The 24,286-nt window shown below is 62.5% G+C and carries 24 protein-coding genes; 16 read left to right on the top strand and 8 right to left on the bottom strand.

Features of this window, described 5'->3' with window-relative positions; translation table 11 throughout:
* Window positions 1–256: 256 nt before the first annotated feature.
* The gene (locus IU514_RS15365) at window positions 257–1,231 is read left to right on the top strand and encodes a pyridoxamine 5'-phosphate oxidase family protein (protein ID WP_194932026.1); all 975 of its coding nucleotides are present in this window, start codon (window positions 257–259) and stop codon (window positions 1,229–1,231) included.
* 5 nt (window positions 1,232–1,236) lie between these two features.
* Here the strand turns inward: IU514_RS15365 and IU514_RS15360 are convergent, their stop codons facing one another.
* The gene (locus IU514_RS15360) at window positions 1,237–1,686 is read right to left on the bottom strand and encodes a MarR family winged helix-turn-helix transcriptional regulator (protein WP_194932025.1); all 450 of its coding nucleotides are present in this window, start codon (window positions 1,684–1,686) and stop codon (window positions 1,237–1,239) included.
* Between the two features lie 152 nt (window positions 1,687–1,838).
* Here IU514_RS15360 and IU514_RS15355 point away from each other — a divergent pair, with 152 nt between their 5' ends.
* From IU514_RS15355 to IU514_RS15305, 12 genes are all read left to right on the top strand, one after another.
* Window positions 1,839–2,663, top strand: a complete 825-nt coding sequence (locus IU514_RS15355; RefSeq protein ID WP_194932024.1) for an alpha/beta fold hydrolase — start codon at window positions 1,839–1,841, stop codon at window positions 2,661–2,663.
* Between the two features lie 78 nt (window positions 2,664–2,741).
* Complete coding sequence (locus tag IU514_RS15350) at window positions 2,742–2,975, top strand: ester cyclase (protein ID WP_194932023.1); 234 nt, start codon at window positions 2,742–2,744, stop codon at window positions 2,973–2,975.
* Between the two features lie 166 nt (window positions 2,976–3,141).
* Window positions 3,142–3,798 (top strand): hydrolase, encoded by a 657-nt coding sequence (locus tag IU514_RS15345; protein ID WP_194932022.1) that lies wholly within the window; start codon window positions 3,142–3,144, stop codon window positions 3,796–3,798.
* Window positions 3,799–3,926: 128 nt separating this feature from the next.
* Complete coding sequence (locus IU514_RS15340; RefSeq protein ID WP_194932021.1) at window positions 3,927–4,202, top strand: XapX domain-containing protein; 276 nt, start codon at window positions 3,927–3,929, stop codon at window positions 4,200–4,202.
* Window positions 4,203–4,309: 107 nt separating this feature from the next.
* Complete coding sequence (locus IU514_RS15335) at window positions 4,310–6,175, top strand: amidohydrolase (protein WP_228760784.1); 1,866 nt, start codon at window positions 4,310–4,312, stop codon at window positions 6,173–6,175.
* 60 nt (window positions 6,176–6,235) lie between these two features.
* The gene (locus tag IU514_RS19030) at window positions 6,236–6,631 is read left to right on the top strand and encodes a DoxX family protein (protein ID WP_324187855.1); all 396 of its coding nucleotides are present in this window, start codon (window positions 6,236–6,238) and stop codon (window positions 6,629–6,631) included.
* An 11-nt stretch (window positions 6,632–6,642) separates the two neighbouring features.
* Window positions 6,643–8,268 carry an MFS transporter gene (locus IU514_RS15330; RefSeq protein ID WP_324187854.1) on the top strand — a complete coding sequence of 542 codons (1,626 nt, stop codon included), beginning with the start codon at window positions 6,643–6,645 and terminating at the stop codon, window positions 8,266–8,268.
* Window positions 8,269–8,329: 61 nt separating this feature from the next.
* The gene (locus IU514_RS15325; protein WP_194932018.1) at window positions 8,330–9,709 is read left to right on the top strand and encodes an alginate export family protein; all 1,380 of its coding nucleotides are present in this window, start codon (window positions 8,330–8,332) and stop codon (window positions 9,707–9,709) included.
* A 751-nt stretch (window positions 9,710–10,460) separates the two neighbouring features.
* On the top strand, window positions 10,461–11,729 hold the full coding sequence (locus IU514_RS15320) for a tyrosine-type recombinase/integrase (RefSeq protein WP_194932017.1): 1,269 nt from the start codon (window positions 10,461–10,463) through the stop codon (window positions 11,727–11,729).
* Window positions 11,730–11,854: 125 nt separating this feature from the next.
* Window positions 11,855–12,064, top strand: coding sequence for a helix-turn-helix transcriptional regulator (locus tag IU514_RS15315; RefSeq protein WP_324187853.1), 210 nt, complete (start codon window positions 11,855–11,857; stop codon window positions 12,062–12,064).
* Window positions 12,061–12,504 (top strand): hypothetical protein, encoded by a 444-nt coding sequence (locus IU514_RS15310; protein WP_194932016.1) that lies wholly within the window; start codon window positions 12,061–12,063, stop codon window positions 12,502–12,504. Before IU514_RS15315 ends, IU514_RS15310 begins: the two co-directional genes overlap by 4 nt.
* Window positions 12,501–14,516 carry an AAA family ATPase gene (locus IU514_RS15305; RefSeq protein WP_194932015.1) on the top strand — a complete coding sequence of 672 codons (2,016 nt, stop codon included), beginning with the start codon at window positions 12,501–12,503 and terminating at the stop codon, window positions 14,514–14,516. The genes IU514_RS15310 and IU514_RS15305 overlap by 4 nt, the downstream gene beginning before the upstream one ends.
* A 126-nt stretch (window positions 14,517–14,642) precedes the next feature.
* Here the strand turns inward: IU514_RS15305 and IU514_RS15300 are convergent, their stop codons facing one another.
* Entirely contained in the window at window positions 14,643–15,368 is a 726-nt protein-coding gene (locus tag IU514_RS15300; RefSeq protein ID WP_194932014.1) for a hypothetical protein, read from the bottom strand.
* A 413-nt stretch (window positions 15,369–15,781) separates the two neighbouring features.
* Window positions 15,782–16,699: an SDR family NAD(P)-dependent oxidoreductase gene (locus tag IU514_RS15295; protein WP_194932013.1), complete on the bottom strand. Its 918-nt coding sequence runs from the start codon at window positions 16,697–16,699 to the stop codon at window positions 15,782–15,784.
* A 289-nt stretch (window positions 16,700–16,988) separates the two neighbouring features.
* On the opposite strand from IU514_RS15295, the gene IU514_RS15290 reads away from it, so the two are divergent.
* The gene (locus IU514_RS15290) at window positions 16,989–17,423 is read left to right on the top strand and encodes a DsrE family protein (RefSeq protein ID WP_228760782.1); all 435 of its coding nucleotides are present in this window, start codon (window positions 16,989–16,991) and stop codon (window positions 17,421–17,423) included.
* Between the two features lie 93 nt (window positions 17,424–17,516).
* Here IU514_RS15290 and IU514_RS15285 read toward each other — a convergent pair whose 3' ends face one another.
* From IU514_RS15285 to IU514_RS15270, 4 genes are all read right to left on the bottom strand, one after another.
* Window positions 17,517–18,524 (bottom strand): zinc-dependent alcohol dehydrogenase family protein, encoded by a 1,008-nt coding sequence (locus IU514_RS15285; RefSeq protein ID WP_194932012.1) that lies wholly within the window; start codon window positions 18,522–18,524, stop codon window positions 17,517–17,519.
* Between the two features lie 82 nt (window positions 18,525–18,606).
* The gene (locus tag IU514_RS15280; RefSeq protein WP_194932011.1) at window positions 18,607–19,602 is read right to left on the bottom strand and encodes a quinone oxidoreductase family protein; all 996 of its coding nucleotides are present in this window, start codon (window positions 19,600–19,602) and stop codon (window positions 18,607–18,609) included.
* A 38-nt stretch (window positions 19,603–19,640) separates the two neighbouring features.
* A complete protein-coding gene (locus IU514_RS15275) occupies window positions 19,641–20,732 on the bottom strand; it encodes a Gfo/Idh/MocA family protein (protein WP_194932010.1) in 1,092 nt (363 codons plus the stop codon).
* 12 nt (window positions 20,733–20,744) lie between these two features.
* Window positions 20,745–21,182 carry a nuclear transport factor 2 family protein gene (locus tag IU514_RS15270; RefSeq protein WP_194932009.1) on the bottom strand — a complete coding sequence of 146 codons (438 nt, stop codon included), beginning with the start codon at window positions 21,180–21,182 and terminating at the stop codon, window positions 20,745–20,747.
* A gap of 94 nt (window positions 21,183–21,276) precedes the next feature.
* Here IU514_RS15270 and IU514_RS15265 point away from each other — a divergent pair, with 94 nt between their 5' ends.
* Entirely contained in the window at window positions 21,277–22,200 is a 924-nt protein-coding gene (locus IU514_RS15265) for an AraC family transcriptional regulator (RefSeq protein ID WP_194932008.1), read from the top strand.
* A gap of 71 nt (window positions 22,201–22,271) precedes the next feature.
* Here IU514_RS15265 and tehA read toward each other — a convergent pair whose 3' ends face one another.
* On the bottom strand, window positions 22,272–23,255 hold the full coding sequence (gene tehA, locus IU514_RS15260) for a dicarboxylate transporter/tellurite-resistance protein TehA (protein WP_194932007.1): 984 nt from the start codon (window positions 23,253–23,255) through the stop codon (window positions 22,272–22,274).
* A gap of 263 nt (window positions 23,256–23,518) precedes the next feature.
* Between tehA and IU514_RS15255 the strand changes: the two genes are divergently transcribed.
* Window positions 23,519–23,824, top strand: coding sequence for a tautomerase family protein (locus IU514_RS15255; RefSeq protein ID WP_194932006.1), 306 nt, complete (start codon window positions 23,519–23,521; stop codon window positions 23,822–23,824).
* The last annotated feature ends 462 nt before the right edge of the window (window positions 23,825–24,286 follow it).

Below are 24,286 nucleotides of genomic sequence, written 5' to 3'. Positions count from 1 at the left end.
GGGCTCGCCGCGTTCCCGACCCCGACCGGACGTGGCGCGCAAAAGCAGGAAGGGCCGCCTTTCGGCAGTTCCGTCCTTACTACGAGAATCAGTTGACCGCGTGATCCAACGATAGGGCACCTCTGCTATCGGCCAGATAGCGGACTCGACGGATTCAGTTCCTGCAACGCAGCATTGCCCGAAGTGTCATGGCGCCATCGCGCGTAAAGGCCTAGTCTCGGGTCAAAGGGCATCACGCCGTCGCCGCGAGGTCATCATGCCGACCGAACACCCACCCTCGCCGTGGCACCGCGGCGAACGCGAGATACACGACCGCCTCGGCGTAAGCGAACGCATGGAGGTGATCGGGCCCAAGGTCATCCGCGACTTCATGCCGGACCAGCACCGTGAGCTGTTCACCAAACTTCCGGACATCTTCGTGGGTGCAGTCGATGGAGATGGGCAGCCGTGGGCGAGCATCGTCGAAGGCGAACCTGGCTTCATTCGTTCGCCGGATGCCGCGCACCTGGCCGTCGGCGGCCTGCCCGATATCGGCGATCCGATGGGCACGTTGCTGGTAGCAGGCACGCCGATCGGGATGCTCGGCCTGGAGTTCCATACGCGGCGCAGGAACCGTATGAACGGCCACGTCGTGGCAGTCGACCGCACCGGGTTTTCAGTCGAGGTCGAACAGTCGTACGGTAATTGTCCCCAGTACATCCAGACGCGCGAGGCGGTATCGTCCTTGCGCGAACCTACGCCCGCCGGCGCGGTGGAGGCGCTCGATGTGCTGGACGCGGAAGCGGCCGCGCTGATCGCAGCGGCTGATACATTCTTCGTCGCGACCTACGCCGATCCCGACGCATTGGGTCGCCAGGTCGACATGTCGCACCGCGGCGGCCGCGCCGGCTTCGTGCGCGTCGAGGGCAATCTCCTGACGATTCCCGACTTCTCCGGTAATCGGTTCTTCAACACGCTCGGCAACATACTCGCCACCGGCCGCGCCGGCCTGTTGTTCATCGACTTCCGTCGCGGCGACGTCCTGCAGGTGACGGGCGCCGCCAGCATCGACTTCGATTCCGACCGCATCAACGCGTTGCAGGGCGCGGAACGCTTGTGGAGTGTGCGCGTCGAGCACGCGATTCGTCGCCGTGGCGCATTGCGCAGGCGACTGATGTTCAAGGAGTACTCGCCCAACAGCCTGATGACCGGGTTGTGGGGGCCCGTCCCGCATACCCACCAGCGTGCCTGAGAGCCTTACTCCTGTTCTTGAGGAACCGACATCGCGTCGCGCAGTCGCTGGACCTGTCGGTTCAGTTCGATCAGTTCTTTCGACGCCATGCCCGAGCGGTCCGCGAGCAGTTCCGCCAAGCATCGTGTGCGTGAGCGCAGTTCGCGACCGGACTGAGTCAGCTGCACGTGCACTTGGCGTTCGTCGTGGGCGCTGCGCTGGCGCTCCACCAGTCCGGCGGTCTCCAGCCGCTTGACCAGCGGCGTGATAGTGCTTGGCTCGAGCGCCAAACGCGCGCCAATGCCACTCACCGTCAGGCCGTCGGCTTCCCACAGCGCGCTGAGGGCGAGGTACTGCGGATAGGTCAGGCCGAGCTCATCCAGCAGCGGCTTGTAAGCACGGGTAATCGCAATGCTGGCCCCGTACAAGGAGAAGCACAGCTGTTCGTCCAACGGAAAGGGTGCTTTCGATGCCATGGCCTGCTCCTGGACCCTAGTCCTTGGTAGATCGAGTCGTTAAAAGTTATCACGATAAAGAATATCTTGACAACCAACCCCGGGCCGGCCTAGCTTGTAATTATCGCGATAACGATTATCGCGACACGCCACCCCTCCCCGGAGATAACGCCATGAACTCGTTGCTCGCCCGCTCACTGACCACCCTGCTGGTCGCGGTTGCCCTACCCGTTGCTGCCCATGCTGCCGAATCTAAGGCGGCCAAGCCCGATCCAGCTGCCACCAGCCCGGTAAAGAATGTAGTGCTGGTCCATGGTGCCTTTGCCGATGGCTCAGGCTGGCGTGGCGTCTACGACGATCTGACTCGACGCGGCTATCACGTGACCATGGTGCAGAACCCGCTGACCTCGCTCGCGGACGACGTCGCCGCCACGACACGCGTCCTCGATCGCCAGGATGGACCCGCGATTCTGGTGGGTCACTCGTGGGGCGGTACTGTCATCACTGAGGCGGGCGTCCATCCCAAGGCCGCGGGCCTGGTCTATGTTTCAGCGCTGGCGCCGGATGCCGGAGAAACAACTGCTCAGCAGTACCAGGGATTTGCCGCGACGCCAGAGTTCGTGATCGACACTCACAAGGACGGCTTTGGCTATTTGGACTTGCAGAAGTTCAAAGCCGGCTTTGCTCACGATGCCAGCGACGCAGACGCGGCGTTCATGCGCGACTCGCAGGTGCCGATCAACATGTCGGTCTTCGGGACGCCGCTAACGCACGCGGCATGGCGCACCAAGCCCAGTTGGGCAGTGATCGCGACCGAAGATAAAGCCTTCGACCAGGCGATGCTGGTGCACATGGCCACCCGCATCGGCGCAAAGATCACGTACACGCCAGCCAGCCACGCCGTCTATATGACGCAGCCACGAGTGGTTGCGGACGTCATCGATGCCGCAGCCAAGAAGGTAACGCAAGCGGAAAAGACAAAGCGCGCTTCGCATTGACTTGTAAGGCAGGCTCAGGCGCAGCGCACAATGCGAAAGGACTACGCTCTGTAGCGCGGTCTCCGGAGGCTCGACAGTTTGTCGGGCCTCTATTACACGTCGGCCTCCGCGCATATGCCGTCGTGCGCTGCCGGATCAGCTGACTTTTGCGCCGCACCGGAGCATGGCGACTACGCCGCGTTGGGCCTCAATGCAACTGGAAACCGGATCGATGCCATGGCCTTCCAGCTCTACCGAGTTGGGGCTGGTTTGCTTGGCGAGCACTGGGAAGTGGCCGATCTCGCAACCATCATGCGTCAGCTCAAAGATTGATCTGGCGCGCTCGTAGTAGCGGGTTGCTTAGGCACTCCCTGCCCTTCACACCCTCACTCTTTGGTAGCCGCAAAATTAAGGGCGACCATTGGTTCAGCAGATGCAGACCCTGCGCGCAGTGACATGACGATGTAGCCGAAATCCCCTCTTCTTCTGGAGCAATGCCATGACTAAGGCCTCTCCCACCCCCGGCAAGACTCTGCTCACTCCCAAGGATCACACCCTGATCCTGATCGATCACCAGTCGCAGATGGCGTTCGCCGTCCGGTCCATCGACATTGGCTCCCTGCGCACCAATACCGCCCTGGTATCCAAGGCGGCCGTTGGCTTCGGCGTTTCCAGCATCGTCACGACCGTCGCCGAGAAAAGCTTCTCGGGACCACTGTTTCCGGAGATTACCGAGACATTCAGTAGTGGGCCGGTGTACGACCGCACCAGCATGAATGCCTGGGAAGACTCCCAGATCACCAATCGGGTCAACGAGATCGGCAAGGCCCGGCTGGTCTTCGCTGGCCTATGGACCAGTGTGTGCATTGTCGGACCCGTGCTCTCGGCGATCGATCAAGGTTTCGAGACGTATGTCATCACCGACGCCTGTGGCGACGTCTCGGACGAAGCGCATGAGCGTGCCGTGGCGCGGATGATCCAAGCCGGTGCGCGTCCGATGACCAGTCTTCAATACATGCTCGAACTGCAACGCGACTGGGCCCGTGGAGAGACCTATGCACTGACGACCGGTATCGCCCGCGAGCTGGCCGGCGGCTACGGCATAGGCATTCAGTACGCGAAGACGATGTTCGGCGGCCAGGAGGGCGGGCACTGACCGGCCTCCTCCCAGGCGTGCTGACGTTCATTCAGGCGTAGCGAATCGTCCCAGGCGCTTCCTGAGGCGGCCGCACGATCGTTACCCCCGCGACGTGCCGCCGCCCTTCCCATCAGCGGAGGTACCCGATGAAGCCCTATCTACTCTCGCTCGCCGCCGGACTGCTGGTGGGCATCATCTATGCACTTCTCAACGTGCGCTCGCCGGCGCCGCCGGTGATCGCGCTGGTCGGACTGCTAGGCATCCTGGTCGGCGAGCAGATACCGCCGCTGGTCAAGAATTTCCTGAAGCCGGAGACCCGGTCGGCGGCATGGGTGCAGGATCAGGTGAAGCCGCACATGTTTGGTGAACTGCCCAAGTGCAAACAGTCGGACGAGCCGCGGAAGGATCCACCGCTGTCATGAGCTCCGGTCGGTCAGGAAGCGATGTGGACAAGGGTCGCCGCGCCTTCTTGGGTACCGCTGTCGCCGCGACCTCCCTATTGGCACTACCTGCGTCAGGAGCTCCAGCGATGCCTGATCTGATCCTCCACGGCGGGAAGTTCACCACGCTAAATCGCGCCAGGCCAAACGTGACCGCTGTGGCGATCAAGGATGGGCGATTTACCCATGTTGGAGATGACCGCGAGATCCTCGCTCTGGTCGGACCAGGCACGAAGGTGATCGATCTCCACGGCCGCCAAGCGTTGCCAGGCCTGTGTGACAACCACACGCATGTCATTCGGGGCGGGCTCAACTTCAACCTGGAGTTGCGCTGGGACGGCGTACGTAGCCTCGCCGACGCCATGGCCATGCTGAAGCAACAAGTGGCGGTGACGCCACCGCCGCAGTGGGTGCGTGTGGTAGGAGGCTTCACTGAGCAGCAGTTCGCAGAAAGGCGCCTGCCGACGATTGCAGAACTCAACGCGATCGCGCCGGACACGCCTGTTTTCATCCTGCACTTGTATGACCGCGCATTGCTCAACGCCGCAGCATTGCGGGCGGTCGGATACACCCGCGACACTCCGGAACCCCCGGGTGGCCAGATCACGCGCGACGCCAGTGGGAACCCAACCGGTCTGCTCTTGGCCAAGCCGAATGCCAACATCCTCTACGCCACGCTGGCCAAGGGGCCCAAGCTTCCGATCGAGTACCAGCTCAATTCGACGCGCCACTTCATGCGCGAACTCAACCGCCTGGGCGTGACCAGCGTCATCGACGCCGGCGGCGGATTCCAGAACTATCCGGAAGACTACGAAGTGATCCGTCAGCTAGCCGAGAAAGACCAGCTGACCATCCGTCTGGCCTACAACTTGTTCACACAGAAGCCGAAGCAGGAGAAAGACGACTTCCTCAAGTGGACGGCCACTTCGAAGTACCAGCAGGGAGACGACTACTTCCGCCATAACGGTGCCGGCGAGATGCTGGTGTTCTCGGCCGCCGACTTCGAGGACTTTCGCGAGCCACGCCCGGACCTGCCTGACACGATGGAGGACGACCTGGAATCGGTGGTGCGGATCCTTGTGCAGAACCGCTGGCCCTGGCGCATGCATGCGACCTACGACGAGACGATCAGTCGCGCGCTCGACGTCTTCGAACGAGTCAACAAGGAGATCCCCTTCGGCGACCTCCACTGGTTCTTCGACCATGCCGAGACCATCTCGGACAAGTCGATCGAACGCGTTGCTGCGCTCGGCGGCGGCATCGCCGTGCAGCACCGCATGGCCTACCAGGGCGAGTTCTTCGTCGAGCGCTACGGGAAGGCAGCGGCAGAAGCCACGCCGCCTGTGGCGCGCATCCTCGCCTCCGGCGTAAGGGTCTCGGCTGGCACCGACGCAACCCGGGTGGCGTCGTACAACCCCTGGGTATCGCTGGCCTGGCTGACTACGGGGCGTACCGTCGCCGGCATGTCGCTCTATCCGCGGCGCAACTGCCTCAGCCGTGATGACGCTCTGCGAATGTGGACCGAGAACGTCACCTGGTTTTCCAACGAAGAGGGCAAGAAGGGACGCATCCAGGCGGGCCAGCTCGCCGATCTCATGGTGCCGGATCGCGACTTCTACAGTTGCCCGGAGGATGAGATCACGCAGATCACCTCGCTGCTGACGGTTACCGGTGGCCGCATCGTCTACGCGGCCGGACCCTTCGTCGCCCACGACACACCACCGCCGCCGGCGATGCCCGACTGGTCGCCGGTACGCACCTACGGCGGCTACGCGGCGTGGGGCAAGGCGACCGCGTCACGTACAGCGCTTCAGGAGTCGGTGGCCTCGTGCGGATGTTCCAAACGTTGCCAGGTGCACGGCCACGGGCATGCCATGGCGTGGGCAAACAGCGTCCCGGTAGCAGATCCAAAGAGCTTCTGGGGCGCGCTGGGATGCGCGTGCTGGGCTGTTTGATCAGACCCGGAGTCACCGACGATGAATGCGCCTGCCAGTAGCCGAGCTCCCCGTTGGTTCGTGAACCTGTTCGCTGCACGATGGCTGCACTGGGTGGCCCTGCTGGCTATCTGCTCTGCCTACCTGCAGGGCGGACTGGTCAAGCTGCTCAACTTCCCAGGCGCGATTGCCGAGATGCAGCACTTCGGGCTCGCGCCGGCGACACCGCTGGCGATCATGACGATAGCCGTCGAGCTGGGCGCGGGGCTGATGATCCTCATCGGCTGGTGGCGGTGGCTGGGCGCGCTGATACTCGCCGCTTTCACGATCGGCGCCACGTTTGTGGCGAATCGGTTCTGGGAGATGCAGCCACCGGAGCAGATGATGGTAATGAATGCGTTCTTCGAGCATCTGGGCCTCGTCGGCGCGTTCGTGCTGATCGCTTGGCACGACCTGCGTGCGCCGGCAGCGGCATAAAGGACGCAGCCGTGCCCTCCACACCGTCCGACGCTGGCCGAGCCAATTCCGGGGGCGCCTTCGCGCCGCTTCGCCACGCCACCTTCGCTGTGCTATGGACCGCAACGGTGGTGGGCAACACCGGCTCTTTCATGCGCGATGTCGCCAGCTCATGGCTGGTCACCGACCTTTCGCCCAGCCCTGCGATGGTCGCGCTGATCCAGACTGCGGCGACGCTGCCGATCTTCCTGTTGGCGATCCCGGCGGGCGTACTCACCGACATCCTCGATCGCCGCCGCTTCCTGATCTCCGCCCAGATATTGCTGCTCCTGGTCAGCGGCTCGTTGCTTCTGCTGGCCGCGACGAAGTCAATGACGATCAGCTACCTGGTGGCACTGACGTTCCTTGGAGGCGTCGGCACCGCGCTGGCAATGCCGGCTTGGCAAGCGATCGTGCCCGAACTCGTACCGCGCGAGTCGCTGCGCAGCGCCGTCACGCTGAACTCGCTGGGCGTGAACATCGCGCGGGCCATTGGCCCAGCCGTCGGCGGCCTGCTCCTGGCCGGGTTCGGCGCGGCGGCGGCTTACGGCGCGGACGTTGCCAGCTATCTCCTCGTCATCGCCGCACTGCTGTGGTGGCGTCGTCCGCAGGCGCCAGCGAGCGATCTAGACGAGCAGTTCCTCAGTGCCTTTCGCGCCGGACTGCGTTACGCGCGGACCAGCCGGCAGTTGCACGTCGTCCTCCTGCGTGCGGCGGTGTTCTTCCTGTTCGCCAGTTGCGTATGGGCGCTACTGCCGCTCGTTGCCCGGCAGATGCTGGAAGGCTCCGCGGGCTTCTACGGCGTGCTCCTTGGCGCCGTGGGCGCCGGCGCGATTGCCGGTGCGTTCCTGTTACCCGCGTTGCGGCAGCGCCTAGATTCGGATCGGTTGCTGCTCGCCGCCTCCCTGTGCGCCGCAATCGTCATTGGCTGCCTGGCGCTCGCGCCACCGAGGTGGGCCGCGGTGGCGCTGCTGCTCGTACTCGGCACCGGTTGGATCACGGCGCTGACGACATTGAGCGGCGTGGCACAGTCGGTACTGCCGAACTGGGTGCGCGGCCGCGGGTTGGCGATCTATCTGATGGTGTTCAACGGCGCCATGGCCGCAGGCAGTTTCGGTTGGGGCTTGGTTGCCCAGACCGTCGGCGTACCGCAAGCACTGTTGATTGGTGGCGTCGGCCTTGCGATCACCGGAGTCGCGTTCCACCGCGTCCGCTTGCCCAGCGGCGAGGCCGACCTGGAGCCCTCGAACCATTGGCCCCAACCCCTACTTGCCACCCCTGTGGCCAACGACCGTGGCCCGGTGATGGTGCAGATCGAGTACCAGGTGCCCGTGGAGCAGCAGGCGGCATTCTTGCAGGTGCTACGCAGGTTGTCGGAGGGGCGTCGCCGCGACGGGGCCTATCTTTGGGGCGTTACCGAGGACGCCGCCAACCCGGAGCAGATTGTCGAGTGGTTCCTGGTCGAATCATGGGCCGAGCATATGCGTCAGCATCATCGTGTCTCGAAGGCCGATGCTGACCTGCAGCGGGAGGCGATTGCGTATCACCGCGGGTCGTCCCCGCCCGTCGTGCGGCATCTGCTCGCAGCGCAACCGGGCGTGTCTTCGCCACCTGGGTAAGATAGTGATACGCGCCCCCGTTGGACGCGCCCGACCATTCGCTTGTGGCGTCGTTGTCGCGATGCTGCTGGTCACTGCCCGGGCGCACACCGACGATGGGACGGCTGCACAGACCGTCCATCCGCCAGAGCGCCCCGAGCTTCGCAGCAACCGATGGCAGGAGGACTGGTCGGCGCTCTCGGATCCGGCATTGCGTACGCGCCCCCTGGATCGGCTCAAGTACCTGCCGTTGATCGCCGATGATCCGCGCAGCTTTGTATCGCTGGGCGCAAATGGGCGTGAGCGTCTGGAGAGCAACGACGCGCCAGGATTCGGCACGCGCGCCATGCCAGATTCCTATCTTCTGCAGCGCCTGCAGATGCACGCCGACGTCAACTTCAACGCGCATTGGCGGCTTTTCGTGCAGGTCGAGGATGTCAGGTCGATCAGCAAGGCCGATCCTTCGCCAACCGACCGCAATCCACTGGACCTCCGCAATGCTTTCGTCGCATACAAAGTTGCGCTGGGCGGCGGCACGTTGATGGCCCGTCTGGGGCGCCAGGATTTCGCCTTCGAACAGCAGCGCTTTCTCAGTCTTCGCGATGGCCCCAACGTCCGCCAGTCCTTCGATGCGGCGTTGCTGCGCTATGAGCGGGACGACTGGGAGGTGAGCGGGTTCATCAGCCAGCCGGTCCAGTACCGTGCGGACGAATCGTTCGATGATCAATCCAATCGCCACCTACGCTTCGACCTCCTACGGGCCGAGCACCATGGTCTTGAGGACCGCTCCCTCAGCTCCTTCTATGCGAGGTACGCCGCCGACGGTGCCGACTACCCGGACGGGTCGGGACGCGAACGCCGGGACGTGATCGATGTGCGCTTCGCGGGGTCTGCCGCGTCATGGGACTGGGATGTCGAAGGCATGCTCCAGCAGGGCTCTGTGGGTGACGCGGAGGTCCAGGCGTGGGCGCTGGCGGGCCGCGCTGGCTACACGTTCACGCAGCAACCCTGGTCGCCGCGCCTGGGCATCCAGGCCGACTCAGCTTCCGGCGACCGGCGCAGCGGTGATGGCCGCATCGAGACGTTCAATCCCCTGTTCCCGAACGGTTCCTACTCCTTCTCGCTCGCCGGCTATACCGGGTATGTCAACCTGATTCAGCTCAAGCCGTCGATCACAATTGAGCCTTTCGTTGGCCTGGAGACCACGGCGGCGTTCGGCATGCTCTGGCGCCAGCGCACGTCTGACGCGGTTTATCTGCAACCGAATGTCCCAGTCGCCGCGACCGCCGGACAACCCAAGCGCAGGACAGGCACCTATGCGCAGCTCAAGGCCGAATGGACGTTGAGCCGCAACGTCTCGATTGCAGCCGAGCTGGTTCACTACGCCGTTGCCGAAGTGCTGCGCAATGCCGGCGGCAGCGACAGCAACTATGCAGGCTTCGAGGTCAGTTTCGCCTGGTAGGCACTGTACGCTTCATCGAAACGCCTTCTTATCCGAGCGGCAGGTCGAAGGCGCAATTGGATGCATTCGTCACGGCCCTGGCGAAACGCGTGGTGTCGACAAGTCGGCGCTGAGCGATGCAGAACAGGCCCTCAACCGTAACCCTAGCGGCGATGAGTCGGGATTATCTGCACGTGGCGCCCTGGAACAGCAGCGAGTTCGATGCGCACGTCATGGCAACGTCGCCGACTCGCCCATGTGGTACCGCACTGATGCGGAGTGCTGGCTTTCGCGACCATCCTCATTGCGGCCGCGCTGAAGATGACTGACCTGTATGCGTTCCTGTGTCGCCGCACCAATCACGTGTGTATCTCGAAGAACGACTGGGTTATGCCGAGGTCGTTCATGCGGCAAGCCGATCCTCGCGGCCGCCTCGGGCGAGAAACTTGCCTACCGGTTGCCTATCGGGCGATCAATTACGACTTCGAAAAACACTTAGGGCCGCCTCTCGGCAGCCCTAAGTGTTTGATCTAATTGGCGTCCCCACGGGGATTCGAACCCCGGTCGCTACCGTGAAAGGGTGTCATTAGCTGTTCAATTGCGTCAGAATATTCACACCCGTGAATACCTAACCATTTGATGCTATTGATTTTTGTCCTACTTATTGTACGGTAGCGTCCAATGGCATCTAGGTCGGTAAGTTACCGCACTTTACCGCAGTAGTGGGAACGCCGCCCCGGTGGCGGCGGCCGCAAGATCGGGGGATTCACCAATGGCTAGAAAGCCCGTAAGTAGCCGCCAGAGCGGCGTGCGGATATCGAGCGCAGAGGCTCGCAATCGACTTCATGTGCGCCGCGAGCCCTACTGGGTCGAATTGGTTCCGGGCACGGCCATCGGCTACGCCAAAGGTGCTCGGGACGTTTCATGGTTCGTGCGCCAACGGGTGGCAGGCGCCTATCGAAAGCAGCGAATCGGAACCCCCGACGACGGGATCAAGGCCGACGGAACCATCGTGCTGTCCTACGCTCAGGCTGTGAAGCTGGCGACGACCATGCAATTGGAGGATCGCAAACCCCTTCCCCGCCATTACTCCGATGGGCTAACGCTGAATCAAGTTTTCGACGTCTACATAGAGCAGCGCCAGGTTACGCCTGGCGGACGCTTCAACCGTGTGATGCCCTCGTCCACCGCCCAAATGTCAAAGCAAGTTTGGGAGCGTCACGCACGCAAGGACATTGGCGCCAGGCTGGTAACCGCCCTGGATGCCAAGGCAATGCGGAAGTGGCATGCAGGCATGGCGACTTTGGCTCCGACCGTACGCGGCCGGATCCAAGAGTTCGACACAACCGATCCCGAACAGGTCCGCAGCCGGCGTGCGACCGCGAACCGTATTCTCACGATGGCGAAGGCCGCCCTCACATGGGCACGCCAGCACGACGGGTTGCCCGACGATATGGCGGATTGGTGGCGAAATGTGTCCCCCTTCGCCCTGGGCGATGATCCAGTACCGCGGATGCTCGACAAGGACGAGATAACGCGACTGTTGGGCGCTGCCCCGGCTGACCTGCGAACCCTGCTGCAGGGAGCACTCATGACTGGTGCCCGTTACGGCGAACTTTGCACGATGCGCGTGCGGGATTTCGACGCTGCCCATGGAACCGTAACCATTCGGCAGTCCAAGACCTATAAGACGCTGACTCAGCCCCTCACGCCAGAGGGCGTCGCTCTGTTTGACGCTTTGACGGCTGGCCGCCAAAAAAATGATCCGATATTTGTCAGGGAGAGTGGCGCTATCTGGGCGCGGTCCGATGCGGCTAAGCCGATGGCCACGGCAGTGCGAGCAGCGCAGCTCGAAGAAGTCACCTTCAAGACCACGCGCGCGACCTACGGCAAGCTTCTGCTGGTGGCCACGAAGGACATCGAGCTCGTAGCGAAGGCTCTTGGGCACAGCGACAGTCGCATTACGCGCAAGCACTACGCCTCTCTCCTGCCCTCTGAAGTTAAGGCCGGAATCGCTAAGCTTCCTGCACTCGGCTTCTGAAAATCAAAGACTTACAGGCGGTCATTAGCCCCCGCCGCCCTCCAAGTCGCGCGGAAATCCCGCGAGAGGATTTCAGTTAGACGCCCTTCCACACTGGCCCCATCCACTAGAAACAGGGTGTCAGCGTGTCAGAACAGATCAAGATTATTCGCTTGCCGGTCGTGTCAGAAATGACCGGCCTTCCCCGCGCCACGATCTACGATCACATGGCGAAGGGGACATTCCCAAAGCAGGTAAAGATTGGCCCCCGCGCCGCGGGCTGGGTTTCTGCCGATGTAGAGGCCTGGATCCAATCGCGCATCGCCGAGTCGCGCCTGAGGATGCGTGTTGCATGACTTCCAATACCACCCATACCCCATGCCTTGACGGGAATGTGACAGAAAGTTTCACCTCTTTTGCCACCGAGCACGACGAACACCCTAGCTCAATCGTGATCGACCATCCGCCTTGCTGGGCTCGAAAGCCGCGTGTGACTTGCATTCCGCGTCGGCACAGGATGAATCCGGGACGCGAGTTCTTGCGTTTCCTCGAATTCATGCTCCCGGAGGATGAATTTGATTTTCCGACCCTGGGTGCATTGAACGGGCAGCGCCTCCTTGCAGCACAGCGTGTGATTGTGGCCGCAATACGGAATCACCTCGATCCGGAGGCTGCCGCAAGGTCATTGGCGCAAGAGGCTCGCCGTTACCCTTACTCGCAGTTCGACTTCGATGAACTGGACGCTGCGATGATGCTCGCCGACATGCGCGCCCTTGAGAGGAAGAGGACCGCATGAGCGCCGTGCTTCGCGACAACATGGAATGTGCTCGGGCGCTGTCGGCCCTGCACGCAATACCACCGGACTGCAGCGGAGAGGTCTGGCTGAAAGCCGGTATGGCCGCAAAAGCGGCGGGGGTAGATTTCGAAGCATTCAATTCATGGAGTAGCCACGGCGGCGATCGTTACAAGGGCGAGCGCGACACCCGCACCCGGTGGGAGAGTTGGCGCAGGGGCGGCGGCATCAAACCCGCCACCCTCTTCCACCTGGCGCGGGAAAATGGATGGGATGAGCGCTCGGCACCGCTGGCGTCTACTCCGCCGCAATCACACCAGGAATCAGCGAGGAAGGTGGCCCGCACGCCTACGCCTGATCCGTTCCGACTGTGGGACGCTGCCGAGCCCGCAACGGCCGAACATGGCTACATCGTCCGCAAAAGTGGCGACCCTGGTGGGCTGCGGGTGTATCGCGGCCGACTGCGGATTGCTGGGGAGGCGATCGACGGTTGGCTGATGATCCCAGCGCGTACAACCGATGGGCTGTTGCAGAGCATTCAATTCATCCCTCCGACACCGGGCAAAAAACTGAACCTGTCGGGCGCGACTATGGCAGGCACGCTCTACGTCGTGGGCGATCTGAACACTGATTCACCTGCCTATATCGTAGAGGGCATCGGAGCCGCATGGACAGTTCACGAAGCGACTGGCGCCCCGGCCGTGGTGACGTTTGGGTCGGGAAACACGTCACGCGTTGCCGCCGCAGTGCGCTCCCGTGCGTCGCGTCTCGTGCTGGTGGCCGACCGCGGAAAGGAGTCGGCCCGCGAAGCGGATGCCGAACGCTTGGGCTGCACGTGGATTGAGCTGCCCAGTGACCTGCCCGACGGCGCAGACGTGAACGACCTGTACATCCGTGATGGGATCGAAGTTGTACGGGAGTTGCTCCGGAACGAACAACAGATCACTGCCGCTCATGACGCTGCTGGGGCGCGATCCTTCGCCTTTTGTCGCGTCGGCGACTTGATCGGAGAGAACATCAAGCCCATTACCTGGCTGGTGCGCGACTACGTTGAAACCGATTCCCTGGCGTTGATGTTCGGCGACCCTGGCTGCGGTAAGTCATTCGCAGCCATCGATCTGGCCTGCTGCGTCGCCACGGGTACGTCTTGGCATGGCCGCCGCACGACCCCGGGCCCCGTGTTCTATATCGCCGGTGAGGGTCACAACGGATTGGCGCGGCGCTTCGCCGGTTGGGAGGTACACAACGGGGTTTCTTTGAAGGGCGCTCCGCTGTTCGTGAGCCTGCGACCTGCTCGCCTGTTCGATATGGCTGCGGCCAAAGCGGTTTCCGAAGCTGTCGAGGAACTGGCTAAGACGAGTGGGCAAGCCCCGGCCCTCATTGTAATCGACACTTTGGCCCGCAATTTCGGCGGCGCCGATGAAAACAGCGCGCAGGACATGGGCGCATTCGTTGCCAACCTCGACGAATACCTCCGCACGCGGTTTCGCGCGTGCGTCATGATCGTTCACCACTCGGGCCATGCCGACAAGACCCGCGCGCGTGGTTCAACCGCACTGAAGGGCGCGCTGGACGCCGAGTATTCGGTCACAAAGGACGAAAACGGCCTTGTCCGCATCGAGGCCACGAAGATGAAGGACGCTGAGCAACCCGAGCCAGTCGCGTTTCGCATGGATCGCGTAGAGCTTCCGATCCGGGATGACGACGGGCAGCCGTTGCATAGCGTTGCCCTTAGTGGCGTTTCCTATGTTCCTGCAGCGAAGGCCGGTAAGGCTGGCCGCGGTCGCCATCAGACAGTCGCCTTGCAAATCTTGGCGGAACTGGAAGCCGAGCGCCGCCAGCGACTGGAGCGCAGCGGGCACGATCCGAACGGCGCTCGCGTGAAGCTTGACGAATGGCGCGCCAGGCTTGCAGGCGAGGACATCGACCGGAAGCGGTTCTACGACCTGCGCAGTACGCTTCAAACCGCTGGAAAGATTGCCATCGAATATGGAGATTACGTCCGCGCGCTGTGAAACCCAGCGTCCGGTTTGCGTCCGGTTTGTTCCCGCTTTGCGTCCTGTTTGCCCGATTTGCCGCGTCCGTTTTGTCCGGTTTGCCTATAGGCAACCGGACGACGGACACAAAACGGACAGGCCTGGCTAGGCGACTACGGTGGCGGCCGTCCAATTCGCATCATGGGCGCGGATGAGGTCTGCGGCTACATCGACAATCTGATTGATGGATGTCGCGGCGTTCCTCGCGCCGTCCTTGAATGACGCACCGGACTGGTACACGTCGCGGGCATCGACGACCAGGTGTCGGTCATGCAATGACCGATCGGGCATCACACGCAGCTCGACAGCGGTGCCATGCTGTTGCTGATACAGGTTCAGAGATTCGCGAAGGGCGGCGGCTTGTCGCTCTGCTGTAAGCAGCCGAACTCTAATACCTGACGGAATCTGTGGCAGGTAACGCGTAACGAAGGTGGTATCGATATAGGGGTCGATGAACAGCACTTCGCGCGTCGCTCCCGCAATCAACTGGCGGACTTCTTCGAAGTAGTCATGTACCGCACCCGCTCCAAGTTGGCGTGTTGTGAACGTGTTGGTTACGAGCTGAAGCTGCGTTAGCGCGCTCTTTGCCCTAGTGACGAACTCCGTCTGTGCGTTCAATGTGAGGTTAGCGGCGGTCGGCCCACCCGAGTGTCGGTTTGTTACGCGCGGGATCAGCATCTGAAACGGCATGCCGAGAACACCGTCGTGGGCGTTGATGATGCCAGCCACCTCGGCAAACCACGCTGCTGCCTCGTCCGACCAGGGGTCGGTCGGTCTATTGCTAAGAGCGTCACGCAGTAGCGCTACGCATTGGTCGGCCGGAATTCCCATCGAAGTCCCCTGGTTGGTGTTGCAGACGATAGCCGATCGGTCCGCCCCCTGGTCTTGGGTCCTTCCTAAAGGGGTGGCGTCTGCGGGGGCGCCGACACCGCCCGATTTTCGGCGTGCGTAGTCCTCAGAAACCCACTTTTTAATTACTGTACCCATAGGTATACCAACTCACCCTTAGCCAGGGTGGGCTATTCGACCAAGGGCGAACGCACGCCAATATCGAAAGACTTGGACCGAACAGTTGGCCTAGCGGGATGGCCACTGCCGATAAGGCCCGGTTATCGACGCTAACAAGCCTCACTAGAAAGAAAGTGGGCTGCCGCGCTTGCGATTGCCCAACGACGAGCCACGTCTCGCACCGACTCGCCAAGAGAACCCGGCCGAGGCCTCGGCCGGGTTCTGCCTAGGCGTTGTCATCCTCCCGACACCACGCTCGACCCCAGCCGCCACAGTCTTTCGGCGTTTCCGGCATCAAGTGCGTAAGGGGCCACGCCGCGGAAGTCATCTGGCCTCGCCAGAACGGGTGGAGCCTCGTTGCCGTCCTCGAAGTAGAGGCCACTCGTCTCACTGAGCAACGGAGATCCCGCCAGGAGGGTCGTGGTCGCGGCGCCCTGCTCAACCGTCTTTCGGCGGCTCTCCGGTGTCTTCAGTCCACCCGTGTGCTTCTGCAGATTGGTCGCGATCGCTCCCGGGTTCACGGCGTTGGCGTTGATCCCGTATTTGCCGCGCCACAGATGCGTGATTCCGACGGCCAGCAACGCGCATGCGGTCTTTGATTGCCCATAGGCGACGAGCGGGTCGTACTGAACGAAGTTGAAGTGTGGATCGTCGAAGATCACGGGTGCCAGCAGATGCGCGCTAGAACTTAGGCACACAACGCGCGCATTGCCTGCGTCAGCCAAGGAATCCTTCAAGCCCATCGTCAGGGCAAAGTGGCCAAGGAAGTTGGTCGCCATTTGCCCCTCCCAACCGTCGGCACCGCGTACTAGCGTCGGCGTGGCCATGATGCCGGCGTTGTTCACCAGGATGTGCAGTGGCCCCATCCAACTGTCGGTGAACTCACGAACAGTGTTGAGATCGGACAGGTCCAGCGGACGCACTTGAAGCTGCCCGTCGCCTATGGCCTGGCGTATCTGCGCCACGACACGGTGTCCTGACTCGACGTCGCGCACCGCCAACGTGACCTCGGCACCCGCGCGGGCGAGTGCCCTCGCCGTCTCTACGCCAATACCGGACGACGCGCCGGTGACGATGGCACGCTTGCCTGCAAGGTCGACGCCTTCCAGAACCTGTGCGGCGGTGGACTGAAAACCAAATGGAGTCGTGAACATCTTGATGGCCTCTCTAACGTACAACTAATGCAGCTTTCTCGCACTATTTGGTTCCGGACTTGGCGCCACTTCATCGTCGCATCAGGGCAGGTCAATGATGTAGCACCAGCTCAAACAAGGTTTCGCAGCATTGCGCAGTGCTTTCTTGTAATTGCTGACCGAAGCACCGAAACCATGTTGCGGCATTGACTCGTCTTGATGGCAGGCGCTTCCTGCACAAACCCACTCCGTGTTGCCTTCTGCGTCACGTGGCACGGCCGCTGGGTTCACCATCTCCCGGAGCCTGACCATGGAAACCAACGAACTTCGCATTGATGTCCCCGTCAAGCTGGCGCGGGTAAAGAACGTCTTCAGCATCGCGTCTCTGTCTTTCGAGGGGGATTTGCCCGCGGCGCTGTTCCATCTCAAGTTGCTCATGGACGATGTTGGCGCATGGAATGCTTCTGCGCAGGTGGTCGCCGTCTTCCACACGAACGCAGGTCACGTGACCCTGCACGACCAGTCATACAACAGCGATCGCAATATCGATACCGGGAATCCCTATAAGGGCTTACTGGTAAACCTGATAGATCGCGGCGCGCGAATTGAGTTGTGTGGTGCCACGGCGCAGGCACACGGCTGGACGAATGCGGACACGCTGAAAGGCGTCCAGATCAATACTGATGCGATGGCGAGAACGACGGAGCTCGTCCAGCAAGGGTTCGTCATGATCTCCGAGTCGTAAGCCGCGTGGGGCATGGTGGCGACCACGCCGGTTGCCACCATGCATCCAGATCGCTTTACGGGTGCGACTTGACATTCGGTGTGCCAACGACCGCTATTCCACCTCGACCACCACTTTGCCGGCCGTGTCGCCGGATTCGACGTACTGGTAAGCCTCTTCGGCAGTATTCAGGCTGAAGCGATTGGGGTCCACACGAGGACGCAGCTGTCCGGCGTCTGCCAGGCGCGACGCCTCGCGCATGATGTCTCCGTGATGCGCCCGATCGCGACCGCTCAACAATGGCATCAAGGTAAAGACGCCGGAGTACGTCGCACCACGAAAGGACAGCGGCGCGATGGAGTGCGTACCCCACCCCAGCGCGCTGACGACGTGACCGTGGTAGCGGCGTGCCGCCTTGAAGGAGTTGTCCAGGATCGCGCCACCCACAGTATCGAAGATGATGTCGAAGCCTTCGCCGTCGGTGTACCGCGCAACGTATTCCTCCACCGACTCTTGCTGGTAGTCGATAAACGTGGCGCCCAGGCTTTCGACGTAAGCCCGCTGCGCGGCGTTCGCTGTCGCAAACACAGTCGCACCGTGGGCCTTGGCGATCTGGACCGCCACGTGCCCGATGCCGCCCGCACCGCCGTGAATGAGGACGGTCTTTCCCGGTGCGACCCGGGCGCGGTCCACCAACCCTTCCCAAGCAGTGATGAACACGAGGGGGAGCGCCGCCGCCTCGCGCGCGGTGAGGGACTTGGGGCGATGCGCGAGCAAGGCCGGATCGACGACTGCAAACTGAGCGAGTGCACCTTGCACGCCGCCTACGCCGCCGGTCATGCCAAAGACCTCGTCGTCAGCCGCGAACCCCTCTACGCCTGGGCCGACGGCTACGACTACGCCCGCCATATCGATGCCGAGGATGGCCGGCAGCGGATGTTGCGCATGCGCGGCTTTGCCAGCACGGATTTTGGTATCGAGGGGATTAAGCCCGACGGCCTGCACCCGCACCAGTACCTGGCCCGCCTCCAAGGTCGGGGCAGCGACAAGGCGCACCTGCAGCGCCTCGCCTTCGACGTCCTGCACGGATGCGAGCATGGAAGAAGGAATGATGGTGTTCATGACAATCTCCTACGTAGAGGGTTTGGAATCGGCGAACCGGGCCGTGTACGGCGGGGCGCGCCCAAGACACGTGTCGCTCCGATCAGGCAGGCGCGTCCGAGCGGCCCGTTGCGGGCATCAAGAGCGACTTTCCGGTGGTGCGGCGACCCTCGATATCGAGGTGGGCCTGCGCCGCTGCGGCGAGGGGATACGTAGCACCGACATATACCCGCAACTTCCCGTCCAAGACCCAGTCGAACAGTTGCGCCGCACGCGCGCGAAGTAGCCCTGGCGTTGGCACGTGATCGAAGAATACGGCGTAGCCGATCTTGATGCTGCGTGGCAGGCTCGTGAGATCGAAATCCGCTGGCGGACCTAATACTGGGCCAAACCAGCAGAACGTGCCATTGCGGCGCAATGACGCGAGCGAGCCCTCGAAGGTGGTTGGCCCTGAGCCGTCGTAGACAACGTTCACGCCTTCGCCCTGAGTCAATCGCATCACCTCTTCGGCGAAACAGCCTTCAACGTCCACGATCACGTGATCCGCGCCGGCGGCTTGAGCCGTTGCGACCTTGTCCCGGTGCGACACCCGGCCGATTACGCGACCACCACGCAGTTTGATGATCTGGGTCAACAACAGGCCGACGCCGCCAGCAGCGGCATGCACGAGCGCGATGTCGCCGGGCTGTATCGGGTAAAACTCGGTTGCGAAGTGGCTGGCGGTGATGCCTTGCATCATCAATGACGCGGCCGTGCGATCATCGATGCCATCGGGAATCGGGACGACTGCGCTCGCTGGGATGACCAAGCGTTCGGCGTAGCTTCCGGGGGCGTATACCCATGCGACCCGCTGGCCGGGCTGCAGGTCGTCGACGCCGGGACCGACCTCCAGGATTCGCCCCGCGCCTTCGACCCCCAGGACTTTGGGGTTGGGCATCTCGGTCCAAAACTGGCCGCGTCGCACACCGGTGTCCATGAAGTTCACGCCCGCGGCCGCGACTTCCACGAGGACTTGCCCCATGCCGGCTCGCGGTTCCGCAGCGTCGATCAGGGTCAGCACTTCAATGCCGCCGGGGGATGACATCGCAATGGCTTTCATATTCAGAGCTCGGTAAGTTTGTAGTGCGCCAACGCAAGTTAGAGGCGCTGTTGCGCACCTTCGCTGTGTTCAACCGCGGTGATCAGCCGGTGCAACTCAACGGCATCTGCAAAGGTCGGGCTGAGGCGGGTGCCCTTGCGCAAATCCGTAGCCAGCCGCGCGTAGCCGATGGCAATGCTCTGCGCCGGCATGCCGACTTCGCGGTAGAGGTCGTAGTTATCCGGGATCTCAAGCTCGTGCAGCGCCTCGTCCAGGCGCGCGCCCATCAGACGGGTGCCCCCGATGCCGACATAGCCCACCGGGCTGGTGATGACCAAATCGCCTTGAGTACCGTTGATCTCGACATGGAAATTGGTCCCTCGCGACAAGCCACCGCGGAAGTGCGCCGTGAGGTTCGCCCCGTTGGTCAAGCGTCCCACCACCTGGATCTGGTCGGGAACGGACAGCGGGCGCTCGACGCCCGTCTCGGTCATCCGAACTGTCCGGCGGGCGTTGCTTAGCAGGCCGTTAACGGTCTCGAAACGTGCGTTGAGGACGTGCAGCAGCCCATCGATCGAGTGGGCGAACGGCACGTTCACCATCGCTGCGCCATTGAGTGGATCCAGGGTGTAGGCATATCCCTCGCTCATGGCGTCGCCCCAGATGATGCCCGACCCGATCATGGTGGCGGATAACACTTCGCCCACGTAGCCGGACGCAATCAAGTCGCGCACATACGCGAACGCCGGAGCGGATCGCGTCTGCAAGCCAATGGACGACGCCAGCCCTTTCGATGTCGCGACCTCGTGCAGCATCTGCGCTTCGGCCAGGTCGACGCCGAGTGGCCACTCGGAGAAGACCGCTTTGCCAGCGTTGAGGGCTTGCATGATCAACGCGCGGTGGCGCGGGACTTTGACCGAGACAACTACGAGGTCAACCTCGGGGTGCTCGACGAGGGCCAAGCTGGAATCGAAGTGCAGAGGAACCGCGAACTTCTCCGCTGCGGTCTTTGCAATGGATGCGTCGTGGTGACTTAGCGCTTGCACGTGGTACTGCGGGAGCGCCTTCAGCGCAGGGAGGTGCGCCGTGCTTGCCCACCCCTGATCAGGGTGGACGCCGATGATGCCGACGCGGATCGGGGTGTCGTTCATGGGTACTGCTTCTTAGTCGATTGAGGGGGTGAGCTCGAGAATGGTGCGTCGAAGTTCAAGCTTTGAAATCCGCCACACCCCGTCCTTACGGACCCAGCGCTCGTTGTAGTGGCCGTAGCCGTGCACGCTTATGGGTTCGCCCTTGGATGCAAAGGGGAAGACGATGTAGTCCTCCATGGACCAGATCGCGCTGATCTCGTCTTCCGAGACCAATTCGAGTTCGTCGTTGTGCACTTGGTGAATGGATCGGGCGCCCTCCAGGAACTGCCGGGCGGCATTGACGAATGCGCCTGCCATCTGGAACTCGGCGATCAGCCCACCCTCTGGATCGAAGACCGAGGCCTTCGCGTCTGCGACGAACAATGCGGCGAACGCCTCCCACTGCTTGGTGTCGAGGAAACGGCAGTACCTCGCCTTGTTCAGCCTTACCTGTTCGATTGCGCTATTCATGGACTCACCTCGTTGTCGTCCATGCTATGGTTGGTTTTGTGGATGATCTAGAACTTTGCGTCCGAATCTTTTGCCTGATCGTCCAAGGTGGCGCATGGACCCTCTGTCTGACGTAATCGCTGGAATGAACATTCGCGGGGCGCAGTTCACGCGCCTGGACGCCACGGCGCCATGGGGTTGGGCCTCGCGGGGCGACCCGGTGGTGAAGTTCGTGCTGGTCGTGCGCGGGTCGGCCGTGCTGACAACGTCCTCGCATCCCGAACCGATCCGGCTGTGCGGTGGCGACGTGTTCATCATGTTTGACGCCGATCCCTACCGGATGTTCGATGACGAGGCTTCGCAGACGATCGATTGCGTCGAGGTCGAGAAGCTGCGCGTGGGCAATCGGATCGAGGTGGGAGGTGGTGGCCCGCTCACGACCTTTGTCAGCGGCTTCTTTGACGTTGACACCGACGAAGTACGGCCGCTGCTGAGCGTGCTTCCCAAGCTGCTCCACTTGAAGCTCGATCAGTCGCGCAGCCTTGCTTTCCAGTCGGTCCTTGAACTGCTGGCTCTGGAGACGGAGCGTCCAGGGCTGGGCTCGGAAGCCGTGGTCAGCCGATTGTTCGAGCTGCTGTTCGTGCACGCCCTCCGCGCCTACTCGGCTCAGCCCCACGAACTGGCGCGAGGCTGGCTTGCCGCTCTTTCGGACCGACAACTGGCGCTCAGCCTTGAAGCGATGCACGCGAACTTTGCGGGCGACTGGACTGTCGAGAGTTTGGCGCGCATTGCAGGGATGTCCCGCTCGGCGTTCGCGTCCCGGTTCAAGTCGGTTGTGGGTCAGGCCCCGCTCGAGTACCTGACCGCTTGGCGCGTGCACCGTGCGGTGCGCTTGCTGCAGCAACGCAACTTTTCGATCTCCGAGGTGGCAGAACGCGTTGGCTACGAGTCGGTCGCCGCTTTCAGCCGCGTCTTCAAGCGCGAGACGGGACTGGCGCCTGGCGCGTTTCGTCGCACGCACCACGAAGAGGCGGCCTGAGCCCGCCCTCCGCGGCGCGCCCATGCCACGATCCTGTGGAGTCTTGTTGGCTGTTGCGCGGTGGTACCGGGTCACGGCGGCGCCTCCTTCACGGTCCGCTCGCCCGTCAGACGCGGCGGCAGCAATCGCCCCTGTACGATCCGAGTCAACGTCCCAACTCCCAGCGCCGCGATGGCGGCGTTGCTGATGACAAAGACCAGCGGTGCCAAGACGCTGATTGCCTCGCTTCCGCCGCGTGACGCCATCTGCAGCGCGCCTGTCGAGATGGCGGTGACGCCAAAGCTGTAGCCCCAGTAGGAAACGGAGAAAGGCTGGTCGCTGACCCAAGGCAGCAGTCGCGCGAGCATTACCAATTGCAGCAAGCCGTAGCCCCACATGGCTTGAACGAACAGATCCGCCGGTCCGTCGGTATTGACCAAGTACGCCACCGATGCAACGACTGGCGGGGCCATGTGAATGCCTAACGCCGGCCTCAACGGCATCGGCAACGGCGCTGCAGTCCATAGCCTAAACACGATCGCGGACTCGATAACGATCCAGCTGAAGAAGCCCATCCCGAAGAACAGCAAGCCCCACGAGGTCAAGCCAAGCACGCCCGCGACAATCGAGCTGATGAGGTTTGCGGCCACGGATGGCAGGAAGAGGATCGGAGTCACCGCTTCAATGTTCAGGCCACCGCGCCACAGGCCGCCGGCGCGGTATGCCGCGAAGCCGATCTGACAGACGGTGCCTACGATCCAGAGCACGACTGCAGTACCGCGGTAATGGGGCGCGAGGACAAGGCCCATCAACGTGGTCGTAGCCGGCACCAGTGAGATGTAACAGCACTGGATCGGATGACGCAGTTCGGCTAACGCCTCTTCGCGCTGGAGCAGCCACTTGAGTAGATAACTCATGGCCAGGATCGCCCATACGATCGCGCCGGCAACCATGATGGATTCGCCAATGGTGGTTGGCACATTCCACAGCACGGCAGCTGCCCGCCAACTCGCGCCCAAGCCAACGATCCCGAGTACGGCACCGAAGAGCGAGGCCGGCGGTGCAATAGCGCGCATGGTGACCTCCGTAGTTACGGAGATGAGCGGTCGCGCGCATCGAGCATGTTCCACGTGTCGTGCGCGACGCGTCTCATCTTTCGCTACCGAGTCTATGCGCGACGTTGGGCGCGCAGTTGCGCATGGTTGCGCTGGTCCTTTTCAAGATTGCGGGGTTAGACCGCCGGAGGCCCGAGTCGTATTGACCGCCATCGCTGGCGCGCGTCTGCTTGCTTGGCGCATGGCCACTTGACATGCAGCCCCCCACTTGCGGAGTACCGATCATGCCGTTCGTCAACATCAAACTTGTAGATGGAGTCTTCTCGCCTGAGCAGAAGCACGACATGGCCAGGCAGATCACCGACGTGATGGTGAAGTGCGAAGGCTCTGAGGCCTTTCGTGAGGTGGTGTGGGTTCTGATCGAAGAGCTGCACACCGATGGTTGGCATATCGGTGGCCGTCCATTCGAGGGCCCCCGGTCCTTGCTGGATACCTTAGGTCGCTCGAAGCAGGTGTTCGAGATGATAAACGGCCACCCAATCACGCGGCAGGAGTTCGCCGACCTCATGCCACCGAAGACGAAGGGCTGAGAACTCCACCCTGTTTGCCGCCGAGTTTCGCGCTCTTGCGTCGGGCTTGCCTGCTGTTGCGAACTGCGTTCCCGCCGCCTTGGAATCGCATTGACTTATTGCCCGCCGAGGCGCCCCCTTAGTTCGTCGATCGCAACGAAGCCACGTGCTTCCGAAAGGACATCAAGTCTGCGACGTGTCTGCGTTGCCTAGCGCGAAAGCCATCTCGCGCATGGCTGGGCGATCGGCGGGCTACCCCCCCCTCCCAAGTCGTGAAGCCTCGTGCTCCCGCATCCACGTTTCCGCAGTCTAGAGCTCACCATGACCTCGTCGTCACTCACCCCCAACGGAAAGGTCGACCAGCTGCGACGGGCCCTGCTCGTCAGCAGCGGCTTAAGCGCTCTTGCGTTGCAGTTCCCGCTCGCGGGGTGCAGCCAGGATGCGCCGACCACCCCGCCTGCGCCTGTTCCCCCCACCCCCCTC

Source organism: Lysobacter niastensis, from assembly GCF_015453285.1.
Lineage (GTDB): Bacteria > Pseudomonadota > Gammaproteobacteria > Xanthomonadales > Xanthomonadaceae > Lysobacter_J > Lysobacter_J niastensis.
This window is presented reverse-complemented; position numbering and strand designations above follow the sequence as displayed.

What these genes read in the sequence shown, in the direction of transcription:
- IU514_RS15255 (WP_194932006.1), top strand. Translation starts at nt 23,519, where the DNA reads ATGCCGTTCGTCAACATCAAACTTGTAGATGGAGTCTTCTCGCCTGAG.
- IU514_RS15335 (WP_228760784.1), top strand. Translation starts at nt 4,310, where the DNA reads ATGCCTGATCTGATCCTCCACGGCGGGAAGTTCACCACGCTAAATCGC.
- IU514_RS15325 (WP_194932018.1), top strand. Translation starts at nt 8,330, where the DNA reads ATGCTGCTGGTCACTGCCCGGGCGCACACCGACGATGGGACGGCTGCA.
- IU514_RS15300 (WP_194932014.1), bottom strand. Translation starts at nt 15,368, where the DNA reads ATGGGAATTCCGGCCGACCAATGCGTAGCGCTACTGCGTGACGCTCTT.
- IU514_RS15275 (WP_194932010.1), bottom strand. Translation starts at nt 20,732, where the DNA reads ATGAACGACACCCCGATCCGCGTCGGCATCATCGGCGTCCACCCTGAT.
- IU514_RS15280 (WP_194932011.1), bottom strand. Translation starts at nt 19,602, where the DNA reads ATGAAAGCCATTGCGATGTCATCCCCCGGCGGCATTGAAGTGCTGACC.
- IU514_RS15320 (WP_194932017.1), top strand. Translation starts at nt 10,461, where the DNA reads ATGGCTAGAAAGCCCGTAAGTAGCCGCCAGAGCGGCGTGCGGATATCG.
- IU514_RS15285 (WP_194932012.1), bottom strand. Translation starts at nt 18,524, where the DNA reads ATGAACACCATCATTCCTTCTTCCATGCTCGCATCCGTGCAGGACGTC.
- IU514_RS15305 (WP_194932015.1), top strand. Translation starts at nt 12,501, where the DNA reads ATGAGCGCCGTGCTTCGCGACAACATGGAATGTGCTCGGGCGCTGTCG.
- IU514_RS15360 (WP_194932025.1), bottom strand. Translation starts at nt 1,686, where the DNA reads ATGGCATCGAAAGCACCCTTTCCGTTGGACGAACAGCTGTGCTTCTCC.
- IU514_RS15365 (WP_194932026.1), top strand. Translation starts at nt 257, where the DNA reads ATGCCGACCGAACACCCACCCTCGCCGTGGCACCGCGGCGAACGCGAG.
- IU514_RS15295 (WP_194932013.1), bottom strand. Translation starts at nt 16,699, where the DNA reads ATGTTCACGACTCCATTTGGTTTTCAGTCCACCGCCGCACAGGTTCTG.
- IU514_RS15345 (WP_194932022.1), top strand. Translation starts at nt 3,142, where the DNA reads ATGACTAAGGCCTCTCCCACCCCCGGCAAGACTCTGCTCACTCCCAAG.
- tehA (WP_194932007.1), bottom strand. Translation starts at nt 23,255, where the DNA reads ATGCGCGCTATTGCACCGCCGGCCTCGCTCTTCGGTGCCGTACTCGGG.
- IU514_RS15340 (WP_194932021.1), top strand. Translation starts at nt 3,927, where the DNA reads ATGAAGCCCTATCTACTCTCGCTCGCCGCCGGACTGCTGGTGGGCATC.
- IU514_RS15290 (WP_228760782.1), top strand. Translation starts at nt 16,989, where the DNA reads ATGGAAACCAACGAACTTCGCATTGATGTCCCCGTCAAGCTGGCGCGG.
- IU514_RS15310 (WP_194932016.1), top strand. Translation starts at nt 12,061, where the DNA reads ATGACTTCCAATACCACCCATACCCCATGCCTTGACGGGAATGTGACA.
- IU514_RS15355 (WP_194932024.1), top strand. Translation starts at nt 1,839, where the DNA reads ATGAACTCGTTGCTCGCCCGCTCACTGACCACCCTGCTGGTCGCGGTT.
- IU514_RS15265 (WP_194932008.1), top strand. Translation starts at nt 21,277, where the DNA reads ATGGACCCTCTGTCTGACGTAATCGCTGGAATGAACATTCGCGGGGCG.
- IU514_RS15270 (WP_194932009.1), bottom strand. Translation starts at nt 21,182, where the DNA reads ATGAATAGCGCAATCGAACAGGTAAGGCTGAACAAGGCGAGGTACTGC.